This is a genomic window from Nocardiopsis flavescens, from assembly GCF_900141985.1.
GTDB classification, from domain to species: domain Bacteria; phylum Actinomycetota; class Actinomycetes; order Streptosporangiales; family Streptosporangiaceae; genus Nocardiopsis; species Nocardiopsis flavescens.
The window spans coordinates 1-15026 of record NZ_FQZK01000022.1; the positions used below are offsets into that span (position 1 = coordinate 1).

The window sequence follows — 15026 nt, forward strand, 5'->3', positions numbered from 1 at the left end:
CAAAGGAACCTCGCACACTCCGGACGAAATCTCACCGACTTCGCCGTCGTGTGACGGGGCCAAAACAAACTTGGCTGTAAAAATCGAACACGCGCTGTTGAGTTCTCAAGAAGCAACCGCCCTTCCCGCACAAGCACCGGACCTGGGTCCGTGTTGCTCTTCCGTGGAAGGCGTCTGCGTTTCCGCTTTGTTGTGTCTTCACTTTATCAGTGTTTCTGCGACCCGCCAAACCGGCGTTTTCGCGGAACTTCCTGATTTTCCGTGAAGGCTTGTGCCCCTTTCGAGGCGACCCGACCGAGTTTACATGGCCGAAGCAGTGCTTCGGACCGGTTCACTCCGGAAGGGGGCGGACCGGCTCCGGCCGCCCTGATCCCTGGGGATCGGCGTCCGTCCTGCTCGGTCTTGGACAACACTACCCCCGTCGGGGAGTGCTCGTGACGTGTTTGCCGATCCTTGGCCGTGTCGTGGCCTCCAGGGGTAGACAAAAACGACGAAGGCCCACAGAACCACGCCTGTGGGCCTCCGATCACAGCTTTTCGATCGGCGCGTACTTGACCAGCAGGTCCTTCTCGCCGATGTCCGCGCCGAAGTCGATGCGGGCCTTGGTGCGGTCGCCCGCGCCCTCGACGATCTGGACGCGGCCCATTCCGAACTTGTCGTGGTTGACCAGGTCCCCCACGCTCAGGGTGGGCGCCTCCGCCTTGGCCCTGCTTCTGCCGAAGGTGCCGCCGAAGCCCTCGCCGCCGAAGCCGCCGGAGGAGCGGTTCCCGCCCGCGGGGCCGCGGCGCAGGGAGGGCGGGGAGCTGAGGACCGGGGACTCCCCCCGCCGCCAGTCGAGCAGGGGGGCCGGCACCTCGTCGAGGAAGCGGGAGGGCGGGTTGTAGGACGGGGTCCCCCACGCGCTGCGCACCGCGGCGCGGCTCAGGTAGAGCAGGCGCTCGGCGCGGGTCAGCCCCACGTAGGCGAGCCGGCGCTCCTCCTCCAGCTGGGTCTTGTCGCTCAGGGTCCGCATGTGCGGGAACACCCCGTCCTCCATGCCGGTCAGGAACACCACCGGGAACTCCAGGCCCTTGGCCGAGTGCAGGGTCATCAGCGTGACCACCCCGCCCTCGTCGTCGGCGTCCGGGAGCTGGTCGGTGTCGGCGACCAGGGAGATGCGCTCCAGGAAGTCCACCAGCGTGGGCTCGGCGTCCTGCTCGGCCGCCTCCTCCCCCTCCAGCGCGGCCTCGTCCTCCAGCAGCGCGGTGAAGGTGTTCTCGAACTCCCGCGCCACCTCCACGAACTCCTCCAGGTTCTCCACCCGGCTCTCGTCCTGGATGTCCTTGGACTCGGTGAGCTCGGACAGGTACCCGGTCTTACCGAGGACGGCCTCGACCAGCTGTGAGGGGGAGGAGCCCGGAACCTCCGCCGCCAGCTCGTCGAGCAGGGCGGTGAAGTTGCGGACCGCGTTCACCGAGCGGGTGGCCATCCCGGGGACCTCGTCGACCCGGCGCAGCGCCCGGGCGAACGTGATGCGCTCGCGGGCGGCGAACAGCTCCACGGACTCCTCGGCCCGGGCGCCGATGCCGCGCTTGGGGACGTTGAGGATGCGGCGCAGGCTGACGGTGTCCTCGGGGTTGGCGAGCACCCGCAGGTAGGCGAGGACGTCGCGGATCTCCTTGCGCTCGTAGAACCGGACGCCGCCCACGATCTTGTACGGCAGGCCCATCCGGATGAACACGTCCTCGAACACCCGGGACTGCGCATTGGTGCGATAGAACACCGCGACCTGGCTCGGGGTGATGGAGCCGTCGTCGGTGAGCTCGTCGATCTCCCCCACGACGAATGCGGCCTCGTCGTGCTCGTTGTCGGCCACGTAGCCGACGATGGGACTGCCCTCGCCCTGCTCCGACCACAGGTTCTTGTCGGGCCGGCCCTCGTTGCGCTCGATGACGGCGTTGGCGGCCGACAGGATCGTCTGGGTGGAGCGGTAGTTCTGCTCCAGCAGGATCGTGCGCGCGTTCGGGAAGTCGCGCTCGAACTCCAGGATGTTGCGGATGGTGGCGCCGCGGAACGCGTAGATGGACTGGTCCGCGTCGCCCACCACGCACAGCTCCGAGGGCGGGACGGTCGACTCGGTGTCCACGCCGACGAGTTCGCGGATGAACACGTACTGGGCGTGGTTGGTGTCCTGGTACTCGTCGACCATGACGTGCCGGAAGCGGCGGCGGTAGTACTCGGCGACGTCGGGGAACATCTGGAGCAGGTTGACGGTGACCATGATCAGGTCGTCGAAGTCCATGGCGCCGGCCTCGTGCAGGCGGCGCTGGTACAGCCGGTAGGCCTCGGCGAGCTTCTTCTCCTGCTCGGTCTGGGCCTGCTCGGCGAACGTGTCGTAGTCGACGAGCTCGTTCTTGAGGTTGGACACCTGGGCGGAGAACGACTTGGGCGGGAACCGCTTGGGGTCCAGGTCCATCTCCTTGCAGACCAGCTGCATGAGCCGCGCGGCGTCGGCGGAGTCGTAGATGGTGAACCCGCTCGGGTAACCGAGGCGGTGGGCCTCCCGGCGCAGGATGCGCACGCACGCCGAGTGGAACGTCATGGTCCACATGCTGGCGGCGGCGCGGGCGCCGAGCAGGGCCTGGATGCGTTCGCGCATCTCGGCGGCGGCCTTGTTGGTGAACGTGATCGCGAGGATCTCCCCGGGACGCACCCCGCGGGCCGCCATGAGGTGCGCGATGCGGTGGGTGAGGACCCGGGTCTTGCCCGAACCGGCGCCCGCGACGATGAGGAGCGGGCCGCCGCCGTGGGTGACCGCCTCGCGCTGGGGACCGTTCAGACCTTCGAGAAGCTGCTCTTGGGAGGACACGGGTCCCAGGTTACGGCCGGTCGGCGACAGGCCCCGCCGGGCGTGATGGTTCGCGCCCGATCGGAGGTTCGTCCCGTTTAGGCTGTTCTTCTGGTTCGGGCTCCCGCATGGGCGGGGGCCGTCACTTGTGTTCGGGGGTTCTTGTCATGCGCGTGTTCGTCGACTGCGATCCGGGGATCGACGACGCGGTCGCGCTCGCCTACCTGGCGGCGCGGCCCGAGGTGGAGATCGTCGGTGTCGGCGCGGTGTTCGGCAACGGCGGCGTGGAGGTGACGGCGGACAACGCCCTGCGCCTGCTGGGGCTGTACGGGCGGCCGGGGGTCCCGGTGGCGGTGGGCGCGTCCCGCCCGCTGGTGCAGGAGCCGCGGCTGGCCCCGCACGTCCACGGGGAGAACGGCCTGGGCGGGGTGGAGCTGCCCGCGCCGACCGGGTCGCCGGTGGCGGAGAGCGCCGCGGAGCTGCTGGTGCGGCTGGCCCGCTCCCACCCCGGCGAGCTGGACGTCCTGGCGGTGGGCCCGCTGACGAACCTGGCGATCGCGCTGGGCCTGGAGCCGCGGCTGCCGGAGCTGGTGCGCCGCCTGGTGGTGATGGGCGGCGCGGTGCGGGTGCCGGGCAACGTGTCCTCGCACGCCGAGGCCAACATCAACAACGACCCCGAGGCGGCCGAGGCGGTGTTCGGCGCCGGGTTCGACCTGGACCTGGTGGCGCTGGACGTCACCATGGAGACGGTGGCCACCGGGGAGTGGCTGGAGGAGCTGAAGGGGGTGCCCGGCGAGCGGGCCTCGCGCACGTCGGACTTCCTGGACTTCTACGCCGACTTCTACAAGGGCATCTTCGGTGTGCGCCAGTGCGCGATGCACGACCCGCTGGCGGCGGCGGTGCTGGTGGACCCGCACCTGGTGACGGAGTCGGTCGAGGCGCCGGTCCGGGTGGAGCTGGCCGGGTCGCTGACCCGCGGGATGACCGTGGCCGACCTGCGTCCGCGCCCCGGCGCGGACGGGCGCCGCCCGGTGCGGGTGGTCACGGCGGTGGCCGGCGGGGAGTTCCTCGGCCGGATGCTCGACGCACTGCGCTGACCGGGTCCCCGGGGCCGTACGGCCCCGGGAGCCGCGCGGGTCTCAGACGAGGCGGCGGGCGGTGGCCCAGCGGCTCAGCTCGTGCCGGTTGGAGAGCTGGAGCTTGCGCAGCACCGACGAGACGTGGGTCTCCACGGTCTTGACGGAGATGAACAGCTCCTTGGCCACCTCCTTGTAGGCGTAGCCCCGGGCGATGTGCCGCAGCACCTCGCGCTCGCGCTGGGTGAGGCGGTCCAGCTCGGGGTCGACCGGCGGGGCGTCGGTCGCCGAGAAGGCGTCCAGGACGAACCCGGCCAGGCGCGGGGAGAACACGGCGTCGCCGTCGGCGACGCGCACGATGGCGTCGGCCAGCTCCCGGCCGGAGATGGTCTTGGTGACGTAGCCGCGGGCGCCGCCGCGGACCACGCCGATGACGTCCTCGGCGGCGTCGGACACCGACAGGGCCAGGAAGCGGATCTGGGGGTTGCGCGCCAGGACGCGGCGCAGCACCTCCACCCCTCCGCCGCCGGGCAGGTGGACGTCGAGCAGGACGAGGTCGGGCTGCGCCCGCTCGATGACCTGCACGGCGGAGTCCACGTCGCCGGCCTCGCCGACCACGTCCACCGCGTCGCCGAGTTCGCCCCGGACCCCGCTGCGGAACAGGCGGTGGTCGTCCACGATCACGACGCGGGGCACCCCGCCGCCGTCACTGAATGTCGTGCTGCTGTCGTCTCCCACACCACGAACTCTACCCATGGCCCCGCCCGGTCCACATCCCGGTTTCCCTCTACATCTGGGGGATGCGGGGCATGCGGAGCTGGACCTCGGTCCCCTCGCCGGGGGCGGTGCGGATGCGGGCGGAGCCGCCGTGGCGGTCCATGCGGCCCAGGATGGAGCCGCGCACGCCCATACGGTCCTCGGGGATCGCGTCGAGGTCGAACCCGGCGCCGCGGTCGCGCACGAACACCAGGACCTCCTCCGGTTCGACCTCGCCGAACACCGAGATGGTGTCGGTGCCCGCGTACTTGGAGGCGTTGACCATGGCCTCGCGGGCCGAGCGCAGCATGGCGTGCAGGCCGTCGTCCACGGGGCAGTCGCCGACGCAGACGACCTCGATGGGGATGCCGTGCTCCTCCTCGACCTCGGCGGCGACGCGCTCCAGGGCCGGGGAGACGGTGGTCTCGGCGTCGGCGGGCCGCTGGTAGAGCCAGCTGCGCAGGGCGCGCTCCTGCACCCGGGCCAGGCGCTGCACCTCGCGGGGGTCCTCGGCGCGGCGCTGGATGAGGGTGAGGGTGTGCAGCACGGAGTCGTGGATGTGCGCGGCCAGTTCGGCGCGCTCGGCGTTGCGGATGCGCTCGCGGCGCTCGGCGTCGCGTTCGCGGACCAGGCCGACGATCCACGGCGCGACGATGAGGGCGACGCCCGCGAGCAGGGTGAACGCGAAGGTGAGCCCGGCGCGGGCGTTCTGGAGCTGTTCCTGGAAGACGAGGAAGCCGATGACGCCGACGACGACCAGGAGGACGCCCGCGCCGGCGCGCATGAGCCCCTTGCCGCGGCCGACGGTGCTGGTCATCCACTCGTCGCGCTGGCCGGGGTTGGCCTGCTGCCACAGGATGACGGCGCCCAGGGTGCCGAAGACCACGAACCACAGCAGCGGGTCGAAGACGCCGCCGAACAGCAGGAAGAGGAAGCCGAGGCCGGCGGCGAGGCCGACGTAGGCGACGAGCTGGGAGATGTCGCGGCCCTTGCGGCGGCCGTCGGCGGCGCGGGCCGCGGGGTCGTCCTCGCGTTCGGCCTCCTCGGTCGGCACGAAGAAGAACAGGGCGACGTACACGGCGATGCCGATGCCGCCGACGGACAGGGCCATGAAGGCGAGCCGGACGACGACGGGGTCCACTCCCAGGTGCCGGGCCAGGCCCGCGGCGACACCGCCCAGGAGCCGTCCGTCGATCGCGCGGGTGAGCCTCGGGGTCTCGTCCGCGGCCGGGGCCACCCGGTCTCCGCTTGCTTTGTCCATGTCTTCCGTCCGTGCGTGCGGCAGGTCCGGGGCGCACGGGTGCCCCCCGTCGACTCCAGCATGCACCGGACCGGGGGCGGCGGGCATCGGGGTGCGGCCCCCGGATGTGCCGGGGCGCACGGTCAGGGTGGGGTCAGGGTCGTCCCGGATTCCGCTGGTCACCGCTTTCGAGTGACCATGGGTGTGTGAGGAGAGTGCGGTGAGCGACCATGAGTGAGGATGCGGCCCCCACGGGTTCCGACGCGTCCGCGGCCGATGCGGTTCCGGTCCCGGGGCGGGAGCTGCGCAAGGCCGAGGAGGACCGGGTCCTGGCCGGTGTGTGCTCCGGGCTGGGGCGCTACACGGCGATCGACCCCGTGGTGTGGCGCGCGGCGTTCGCGCTGACCGCGTTCGCCGGGGGCACCGGCGTGCTGCTGTACCTCGTGGCCTGGATGCTCATGCGGGACGCCGGCGGCGGCCCCGCGACGATCGAGCAGATGCTGAACCGGAGCATCCCGCCGCCCGCGGTGCTGAAGCTGCTGGCGGTGGGGCTGGCGGTGGCGACGGCGTTCAGCCTGGTCGGCGGTTTCGGCTGGTCGACTCTGGTGCTGGCGGTGCCGCTGGTGCTGGGGGCGCTGGTGGCGCGCGGACGCGGGACGGACCTGCGGGCGGCGTTCACCGGCCTGGGCGATGAGCTGCGGGCCAAGAGCCCCCCGCCGGAGACGCCGGTGGCCGGGCCGAGCCCGAGCTACTACAACCCGGCGCAGCCGTGGGCCTCGGCGCCGGCGGGGCCGGTGGACCTGGCGGTGGTGGCGGAGCGGACGCTCAAGGGCGGGCGGGAGCAGGACCCGCAGGACGAGGAGGACGGGGAGGGGCCCGAGGAGGACGGCGGAAACCCTCCCGCCGGCCGCGGGCCCGACGGCTGCCGGGCCGGGTCCCGGCACGGGGTGCAGCTGGCGGTGATGGCGCTGTGGACGGTGCTGGCCGCCGCGGTGCTCGTGCCGGTCCTGGTGTTCGGCGGGGGTTCCTCGGTGTGGAGCGCCGACACGCTGCGGCTGCTGCTGGGGCCCGAGACCGGGGTGTTCTTCCTGGGCGGGGCGCTGGCGCTGGTAGGCGTGCTCGGCGTGGTCGGGACCTGGGCCGGGGACCCGCGCGGCCTGGGGTTCCTGGGGGCGGTGCTGGCCCTGGGGCTGGTTCTGGTGTCCACCGGGGACGTGACCCGGGTGCGGATCGGCGAGGACGTCTGGCGCCCGGCCACGGTCGCGCAGGCCGAGGCGGGGGGCGCCCCCCGGTTCACGGTGGGCGACCTCACGGTGGACCTGACCGCGATCGGGGACCTGGAGCCCGGCGGGGCGGTGGACGTGCGGGCGGGGATCGGTGTCGGGAGGGTGCTCCTGCTGGTGCCGGAGGACGCCCGGGTGGAGGTGACCGCGGACGTGGGGGCCGGTGCGCTGGACCGGTCGTCCCCGGTCGGCGGGAACCGCGACGAGGACGGTGGGGGCATCGTCCTCGGCCGGGAGGTGAAGGAGGCGTTCGAGCCGGTCGGTGCGGCCGGGGACGACGAGGTCCCCCTGATCAGAGTGGACACCGATGTCCGCGTCGGGACTGTGGAGGTAAGGCATGGCGAAGCGTAGGACCGACTGGGGGTCGCTGGTCGCGGGGCTGCTGTTCCTCGGACTGGCGGTCGCGTTCGTCGTGCGGGGCACCGGGGAGTGGGAGTTCGGTGTCTGGTGGGCGGTTCCCGTGGTGCTGGCCGGTCTGGTGCTGGCCGCCGCGGTGCGCGCGGTGCAGCGTTCCCGGGCCCGCGCCCGGGAGCGCGCCGAGGCGGCGCGGGCCGCCGTCGCCTCCGAGGGGGAGGACGGAAGGGGCCGGGGCCAGGGGTGAGGCCGGGGTACGGGAAGGGGGCGCGGCGGATGCCGCGCCCCCTCGCGTATGCGCGGTCGGCCCGCCGCCGGGCGCCTGCGCGGCCGGTTCGCCCTGCCCCGCCCCCTGGGAGCGGTGGCCGTCCCCTCGCGTGCGGGCACGGTCGGCCCGGAGCCGGGCGCGCCCGGCGCGTATGCGCGGTCAGCCCGCCGCGCCGGGCCGGTGCTCGGCGATGGCCGCGAAGTCCTCCACCCGCAGGGCCTCGCCCCGGGCTCCGGGGTCGATCCCGGCGGCCCGCAGCGCCTGCTCCGCGGCCGGGGCCGATCCGGCCCAGCCCGCGAGGGCGGCGCGCAGGGTCTTGCGGCGCTGGGCGAAGGCCGCGTCGATCACCCGGAAGACCTCCTCGCGGGGGGCGCCGGTCTCGGGCGGGGCGCGGCGGACCAGCTCGACCAGGCCGGAGTCGACGTTGGGGGCGGGCCAGAACACGTTGCGGCCCACGGCACCGGCCCGGCGGGCGCGGGCGTACCAGGCGACCTTGGCCGAGGGCACCCCGTAGATGCGGCCGCCCGGTCCGGCGGTGATGCGGTCGGCGACCTCCGCCTGGACCATGACCAGGACCCGCTCCAGGCTCGGGAGGAGTTCGAGCAGGTGGAGGAGGACGGGGACCGAGACGTTGTAGGGCAGGTTGGCGACGAGGGCGGTGGGGGCCGGGCCGGGGACCTCGGTGACGCGCATCGCGTCGCCGAGGGCGACGGTGAGGCGGTCGGCGAGCTCGGGCGCGTGGGCGGCCACGGTCTCGGGGAGCGCCCGGGCGAGGACCGGGTCGATCTCGACGGCGGTGACCCGCCGCACGTGCGGGAGCAGGGCCAGGGTCAGGGAGCCCAGGCCGGGCCCGACCTCGACCACGACGTCGTCCTCGCCGACCCCCGCGACCCGGACGATGCGGCGCACGGTGCCGTGGTCGATGACGAAGTTCTGCCCGAGGGTCTTGGTGGGCCGGACTCCGAGCCGCTCGGCGAGGGCCCGCACGTCGGCGGGGGTGAGCAGGCGGGATCGTTCGTCGGGTGCGGGTGTCTGTGTCACCCCCACATCTTGCCAGCCCGGCGCGGTGCGGCCCGCCCGGGGCACGGCGGCGGCCGCGGGCCTCCCGTGGTCGGGGGCCCGCGGCCGCGGGTCGCGCGCCGGCGGAGCGGCGGCGGGGTCAGTCGAAGAGGTGGACGCCGCAGTGCGGCCACTGGCTCTGCCAGTTCCCGCCGACGGTGTTGTAGAGCTGCTGGGCGCGCTGGGTCTGCTCCTGGGCGCTGGCCTCGGAGGGCAGGCCGGTGCCGCCGACCGAGCCCCAGGTGGAGAGGCTGAACTGGTAGAGGCCGTAGTAGCCGCCGGCGGAGTTGACGGCGGTCGGGTTGCCGCCGGACTCGCACTGGGCGAGGGCGGACCAGTTGAGGTCGCCCGCCGCGCCGCCGCCCTGGGGCGGGGTGCCCTCGGGCGCCTTGGTGCCGACCTCCACGACCCCGGCGACGGGCTCGGTGAGGACCTCCTCCTCCAGGACCTTCTCGACCTCCTCGCCGTTGTGCAGCACGGTGGCGGTGGTCACCCTCTTGACCCCGTCCTCGGGCTCGGTGACGACGTTGCGCTCGCCCTCGGGGAGGTCGGGGTTCTCCTGTTCGGTGGTCTCGGCCTCGATGGGGACCTCCTCGGTGACGGGCTCGCCGATGACCGGGGTGATGCGGACGGTCATGTCGGGGGCGGCGGGCTCGTCGGGGGCCGGGGAGACGATGTCGTGCTCGCCGGGCTCGATGCCGGCGGCGGCCAGGACGTCGGCGACGGTCTCCCCGGTGGTGCGGGTCTCGGTGCGGACGGTGTCGCTCAGGACGACCATGCGCGGGGCGCGCTCGGCGGTGACGGTGAGGCCCTCGGCGGGGATGGGGGTGTCGTGCCCGGCGGAGAGGGAGACCCCCTCGGGGTCCAGGCCGAGCTGCCGGAGGGCCTCGCCCAGGGTGGCGGCGTTGACGCTGCCGGCCAGGGGGTGGCCGTCGAGCTCGACGGTGATGTCGCGCGGGGAGCGGACGAGGACGTGCTCGCCGGAGGCGACGGGGGCGTCGGGGGCGGGGGCCACGACGTCGTCCTCGGCCAGGGTGACGCCGGCCGCGTCGAGGGCGTCGGAGACGCTGCCGCCGAAGGTGCTGACGCTGTGCTCGGTGCCGTTGACGTCCACGACGACGGTCTTGTGGGCGGCGAAGGCGGTGCCGCCCGCGGCGGCGGCGATGACGACTGCGGCGCCGGCGGCGGCCAGCAGGGGCAGGGGCGGGCGCCCGCGGGTGCGGCGGCGCGGGCGGGGGCTGCGGGGGTCGGTCGTCCTACGGGGCATGGCTGTTCCTGTGGTCACACGGAGGGAACGGGATGTCCGGGGGCGCGGGGCGCCCTCCGGAGTGCGGGCGGCGCCGTCGCGGTGGAGGACCGTGGGGGGACGGGCGGCCCGGTGAGCATCCGGCCACATTAGCACCAGGACCTTGCCCGAATTTCGGACCCGCCGGAAAACGAGGGTGTCCGAAAACTGAAAACGAGGCCTTACTTTGCTTTCGTCCCCTTTGTGCCTCCCGGTTCGCGGAAGACCTCCTGGCGCCGCCCGCACCGGCCCGGCACAATGAACCCGAACGTCGTTCTAATCCACATCCCCCCTGGAAGGCCGCGCCCATGGGACCCCTCAACGGAATCCGCGTCGTCGAGTTCACCGGCATCGGGCCCGCCCCGATGGCCGGCATGCTCCTGGCCGACCTGGGCGCCGACGTCGTCCGCCTCGACCGCCCGCGGGCCGCCGAGGCGATGAACGCCGGACTCCCCGGCCCGCACATGAGCGAGGGCCGCGCCGTCCTGGGCGCCGACCTGAAGTCCGAGGAGGGCCGAGCGCTGGCCCGCGACCTCCTCGGGCGCGCCGACGTCCTGCTGGAGGGCTTCCGGCCCGGCGTGATGGAGCGCCTGGGGCTGGGGCCGGCGGAGTGCCTGGAGCTCAACCCCCGGCTCGTCTACGCCCGGGTCACCGGCTGGGGCCAGGACGGGCCGCTGGCCCCGACCGCCGGGCACGACATGAACTACATCTCCGTCAACGGCGCGCTGCACTCCGTCGGGCGCGCGGGCGGCCCGCCGGTCCCGCCGGTGAACCTGCTCGGGGACTTCGCGGGCGGCACCATGTTCACCGTCACCGGCATCCTCGCCGCCCTGGTGGAGCGCGGCTCCTCCGGGCGCGGCCAGGTCGTGGACGCCGCGATGGTCGACGGGTCCGCGCTGCTGATGTCGATGCTCCACGAGGACCGGGCGCGCGGGTCGTGGAGCGACGAGCGCGGGACGAACTACCTGGACACCGGGGCCCCCTGGTACGACGTCTACGAGTGCGCCGACGGCCGGCACGTGTCGGTGGGCTGCATCGAGCCGCAGTTCTACGCCGCCTTCCTGGCGGGCACCGGGCTCGACGGGGAGGACCTGCCGGACCAGTGGGACCGCGCGGGCTGGCCGCGGCTGCGCGAGCGGTTCGCGGAGGTGCTGCGCACCCGGGCCCGGGACGAGTGGGCGGCGGTGTTCGAGGGGGTGGACGCGTGCGTGATGCCCGTCCTGTCCCTGGAGGAGGCGCCCGACCACCCGCACGTGCGCGAGCGCGGCACGCTGGTCCGCGACGGCGACCGGGTGGTCGCGGGCCCTGCGCCGCGCTTCTCCCGCACACCGGGCGGGGTGACCCGCGGGCGGCCCCTGCCGGACGCCGCCGGGGTTCTGCGCGGATGGGGCCTGGACGCCTGAACCGGTCCGTCCGATATCCGGCCGCGCGGTATCCGGGGAACGGGAGTCTCCGGTCGGATTCGGACGGGCCTGGCGAGTATCCCCCGCTGGGGGACCCGGGATCGCTAGGGTGACGACCTCAAGGCCGAGCGTGACGGGGGGTCCGCGATGCCGCGACGGTTCTTCAGCGGGGTGTCGGCACACCGGGGGGTGGCCGACGACGCCGCGGGGACGGCACGCCGGGGGGCGGTCGCCACCGGGGCGGCGCGCTGGTGCGCCGCCGCGCTGGCGGTCGCAGCGCTGCTGTGCGCCGCGCCCGCGGCGGTGGCGGACCCGGGCTCCCCGGGCCCGGCGGGCGCGGGGGCGCCCGCCCGGGAACCGGACCCGCCGCCCCAGGGGGACGAGCCCCTGGTGCTGGTGGGGGTTCCGGGCCTGCTGTGGCAGGACATCACGCCTGAGCACACGCCCACCCTGTGGGAAATGGCGGAGCGGTCCGCCACCGGCAACGTGTCGATCCGCACCGCGACCTCCCGCACCTGCCCCACCGACGGCTGGCTGTCGGTGTCCGCGGGCAACCGGGCACTGGCCGCGCGCCAGGACTTCGGGGTCTGCGAGCCCGCGCCCGCGCCCGAGCGCACCGGCTCCGGCGCGGTCGTCCCCGACTTCGACTCCTATGTGCGCCAGAACGCCGCCTCGCAGTTCGCGGCACCGGTCGGGCTGCTCGGCGACACCGTGCGGCGGCACGGCGGCTCCACGCTCGCCGTCGGCCCCGGGGCCGCGCTGGGCGTCGCCGACCGGCACGGGCGGGTCGACCACTACCTGCCGGGGGCGCGCGACCTCGACGCCGAGCGGCTGCGGGGCGTGACCCTGGCCGCGGTGGAGCTGCCCGAACTGACCCGGCTCTACCCCGAGGACGACCCCTTCTCCCCCGACCCCGACGGCCCCGACCCGGAGGACGTCCCGCGGGTGGACCGGGAGGAGGCGCTGGAGGTCCTGGACGGGCGCCTGCGCACGCTCACCGCGATGCTGCCCACCGGGTCCTCGCTCATGGTGGTGGGCGTGTCCATGGACAGCGGCCCCTCGCGGCTCACCGCGGCGCTGGCCGCACAGGTCGCCGAGGAGGGCCCGGCCGGGCCCATCGGCTTCCTGGCCTCGGAGTCCACCCGGCGGCGGGGCCTGGTGGCGCTCACCGACGTCACCGCCACCGTCCTGTCGGAGCTGGAGATGCGGCCGGGGGAGGCGGTCTCGGGGCGGGCCTGGCACGTGACGGGCAGGCCCGCCGACACCGCGGAGGCCGTGCAGCGGATGGTGGACTTCAACACGGCGGCGGTCGTGGTGGGGGCGTCCATCCCGGGGTTCTTCAGCGGCCTGGTGGCGGTGCAGCTGCTCATCTACGCCGCCGCCGCGTACGCGCTGCACCGCTACTCCGACGGCCAGCGCGGCAAGCGCGCCCTGGTGCTGTCCGTGACCCGGGTCGTCGCGCTGGCCGGGGCGGCGTTCCCGGTGGCCAGCTACCTCGCCAACCTGATCCCGTGGTGGGCCGCGCAGTCCCCGCCGGCGGCGCTGCTGCTGTGCGTGCTGGCGGCCGACGCGCTGGTGGTGGCGCTGGCGGTGGCCGGGCCGTGGCGGCGCACGGTCCTGGGACCGATGACCGTGGTGGCGGGGGCGACCACGGCGGTGCTGTTCCTGGACCTGTGCTTCGGGGCCCACCTGCAGATGAACTCGCCCACCGGGTACTCGCCGATCGTCGGCGGCCGGTTCTACGGGATCGGCAACATCGCGTTCGCGACGTTCGCCACCGGCATGCTCATGGCGGTGGCCGGGATCGCGCACGTGCTCATCGGGCGGGGGCGCCGGCGCGCCGCCGTGGCGGTGACCCTGGTGGTGGGCGCGGCGTCGGTGGCCATCATCGGCTGGCCGGGCCTGGGCACCGACTTCGGCGGGGTGATCGCGCTGGTCCCGGGGCTGGCGGTGACGGCGATGATGATCGCCGGGGTGCGCGTGACGTTCCTGCGGCTGGCGGCGGTGGCCGGCGCCGCCCTGGGGGCGATCACCCTGCTGTCGTGGCTGGACCTGATGCGCCCGCCGCAGGAGCGCAGCCACTTCGGGGCGTTCGCCGCCCAGGTGGTGAACGGGGAGGCGGGCACGGTGGTGGCCCGCAAGCTCGGGGCGATGCTGGGCACGTTCGGCAACTGGCAGCTGACCCTGCTGGCGGCCTGCGCCCTGGTGTTCCTGTTCGCGGTGCTCAACCGACCCACCAACTGGCGGATCGGGGCGCTCCAGCGCGCCTACGAGTACGCGCCGACGCTGCGCGCCGGGCTGACGGGTTCGCTGGTGACCGCACTGGTGGGGTTCGCCGTCAACGACTCGGGCGTGGCGATCCCCGCGATCGCGCTGACCGTGGCGGTGCCGCTGACCCTGTCGGCGTGCGTCTGGGCGCTCCAGCAGGAGGACGAGGAACCGGAAACGGACCCCGAACCCTCCGAGAACGCCCACTGCCTGTGACGCTTACCTCATCGGCGCCACGCGGCGCAAACGGGAACGAGCACGACCTTGCGTCGCTCACGTCACGAATCGGCCACGGCATTGTGGTAAAGTGCGAGGCTGAGCGGCCGTTGTAAGGGACAGCCGGCGCCCCCCGGGGGCCGGGCGGTCACCTTCTCCCGAAGATCCCGGCCACCGATCCGGCCGCCGCACCTCCCGAGGGAGGGAATGACCGCCCCCAGGGGCGGGTTCTTGTTGTCGTGGAGGGCACGGGAGTCGCCCGGCACGACACGCCGCCTGATCTCCGATCCCCGGTGTCCCCAGGGCCGCGCGGGGAACTTCCGATCCGCACTCGGACGTTCCCAGGGTGGCCGCGTTCGGCGCGGGCCGCCCGAGGCAACAGGAGAGAAGGCGTCACATCCCCGGCCCCGCGACAGCGGGGCGGCACGCGAGGACATGATGAACCATCAGCTTGGCTACCGCGGTAACGCACTGAACGTACCGGTCGACGCCCGCGCCCGGCGCGGGATGCGGCCCGCCTCGCCGGTGCGGCGGGCACGCCCCGATTACGCCGGAGTCGCCATGCCCGCACTGACCATCTCCTCCACCCTGCACGACGGCGGCCGGGTCCTGGCCCTGGACGGGGAGATCGACCTGGCCACCGAGTCCCGGTTCCAGGACGCGGTCACCGAGGCGCTCATCACCCAGCCCAGCGGGCGCGTCGTGCTGGACTGCACCGACCTGCGCTTCATCGACTCCAGCGGGCTGCGGGTGCTCATCCGCGCCCACAAGACCGCCCGCGAGCAGCAGGCGGTGCTGGCGATCGCCTCGCCACTCCAGCGGGTGGTGCAGACGCTGCGCATCACCGCCCTGGACACCCGCATCCCGGTGTTCGGCACCGTCTCGGAGGCGCTGGCCGCACCGCGGTCCGACACGAACTGACCCCCGGGCGGCCGGCGGAGGCCGCCGTGGGGAGGACACGACGAAGGGGCACGACCACGGGTCGCGCCCC

Annotated in this window: 12 protein-coding genes; 7 read left to right on the forward strand and 5 right to left on the reverse strand. The window is 74.0% G+C overall.

Going from position 1 to position 15026, the window contains the following annotated elements; genetic code table 11:
• A partial coding sequence (locus tag BUE45_RS33000) for a hypothetical protein (protein ID WP_218619591.1) occupies window positions 1–265 on the forward strand: 265 nt, incomplete at its 5' end.
• Window positions 266–526: 261 nt separating this feature from the next.
• Here BUE45_RS33000 and pcrA read toward each other — a convergent pair.
• Complete coding sequence (gene pcrA / locus BUE45_RS25330) at window positions 527–2848, reverse strand: DNA helicase PcrA (RefSeq protein ID WP_073382652.1); 2322 nt, start codon at window positions 2846–2848, stop codon at window positions 527–529.
• A 146-nt stretch (window positions 2849–2994) separates the two neighbouring features.
• Between pcrA and BUE45_RS25335 the strand changes: the two genes are divergently transcribed.
• Entirely contained in the window at window positions 2995–3924 is a 930-nt protein-coding gene (locus tag BUE45_RS25335) for a nucleoside hydrolase (RefSeq protein ID WP_073382654.1), read from the forward strand.
• A gap of 42 nt (window positions 3925–3966) precedes the next feature.
• Here the strand turns inward: BUE45_RS25335 and BUE45_RS25340 are convergent, their stop codons facing one another.
• Together BUE45_RS25340 and BUE45_RS25345 are read right to left on the reverse strand one after the other, a co-directional pair.
• A complete protein-coding gene (locus BUE45_RS25340) occupies window positions 3967–4659 on the reverse strand; it encodes a response regulator (RefSeq protein ID WP_378661020.1) in 693 nt (230 codons plus the stop codon).
• Window positions 4660–4690: 31 nt separating this feature from the next.
• Entirely contained in the window at window positions 4691–5920 is a 1230-nt protein-coding gene (locus BUE45_RS25345; RefSeq protein ID WP_073382660.1) for an ATP-binding protein, read from the reverse strand.
• Between the two features lie 209 nt (window positions 5921–6129).
• On the opposite strand from BUE45_RS25345, the gene BUE45_RS25350 reads away from it, so the two are divergent.
• Window positions 6130–7533, forward strand: coding sequence for a PspC domain-containing protein (locus BUE45_RS25350; RefSeq protein WP_073382662.1), 1404 nt, complete (start codon window positions 6130–6132; stop codon window positions 7531–7533).
• On the forward strand, window positions 7520–7783 hold the full coding sequence (locus BUE45_RS25355) for a hypothetical protein (protein ID WP_073382665.1): 264 nt from the start codon (window positions 7520–7522) through the stop codon (window positions 7781–7783). The genes BUE45_RS25350 and BUE45_RS25355 overlap by 14 nt, the downstream gene beginning before the upstream one ends.
• A gap of 180 nt (window positions 7784–7963) precedes the next feature.
• Here BUE45_RS25355 and rsmA read toward each other — a convergent pair whose 3' ends face one another.
• A complete protein-coding gene (gene rsmA / locus BUE45_RS25360; RefSeq protein WP_073382667.1) occupies window positions 7964–8851 on the reverse strand; it encodes a 16S rRNA (adenine(1518)-N(6)/adenine(1519)-N(6))-dimethyltransferase RsmA in 888 nt (295 codons plus the stop codon).
• Window positions 8852–8963: 112 nt separating this feature from the next.
• A complete protein-coding gene (locus BUE45_RS25365) occupies window positions 8964–10130 on the reverse strand; it encodes a resuscitation-promoting factor (protein WP_084737836.1) in 1167 nt (388 codons plus the stop codon).
• 326 nt (window positions 10131–10456) lie between these two features.
• Between BUE45_RS25365 and BUE45_RS25370 the strand changes: the two genes are divergently transcribed.
• The 3 genes from BUE45_RS25370 (at window position 10457) to BUE45_RS25380 (ending at window position 14956) form a co-directional block, all read left to right on the forward strand.
• Window positions 10457–11551 (forward strand): CaiB/BaiF CoA transferase family protein, encoded by a 1095-nt coding sequence (locus tag BUE45_RS25370; RefSeq protein ID WP_073382669.1) that lies wholly within the window; start codon window positions 10457–10459, stop codon window positions 11549–11551.
• A 147-nt stretch (window positions 11552–11698) separates the two neighbouring features.
• Entirely contained in the window at window positions 11699–14035 is a 2337-nt protein-coding gene (locus tag BUE45_RS25375) for a hypothetical protein (RefSeq protein ID WP_245833467.1), read from the forward strand.
• A 561-nt stretch (window positions 14036–14596) separates the two neighbouring features.
• The gene (locus BUE45_RS25380) at window positions 14597–14956 is read left to right on the forward strand and encodes an STAS domain-containing protein (RefSeq protein ID WP_073382671.1); all 360 of its coding nucleotides are present in this window, start codon (window positions 14597–14599) and stop codon (window positions 14954–14956) included.
• Window positions 14957–15026 lie beyond the last annotated feature (70 nt).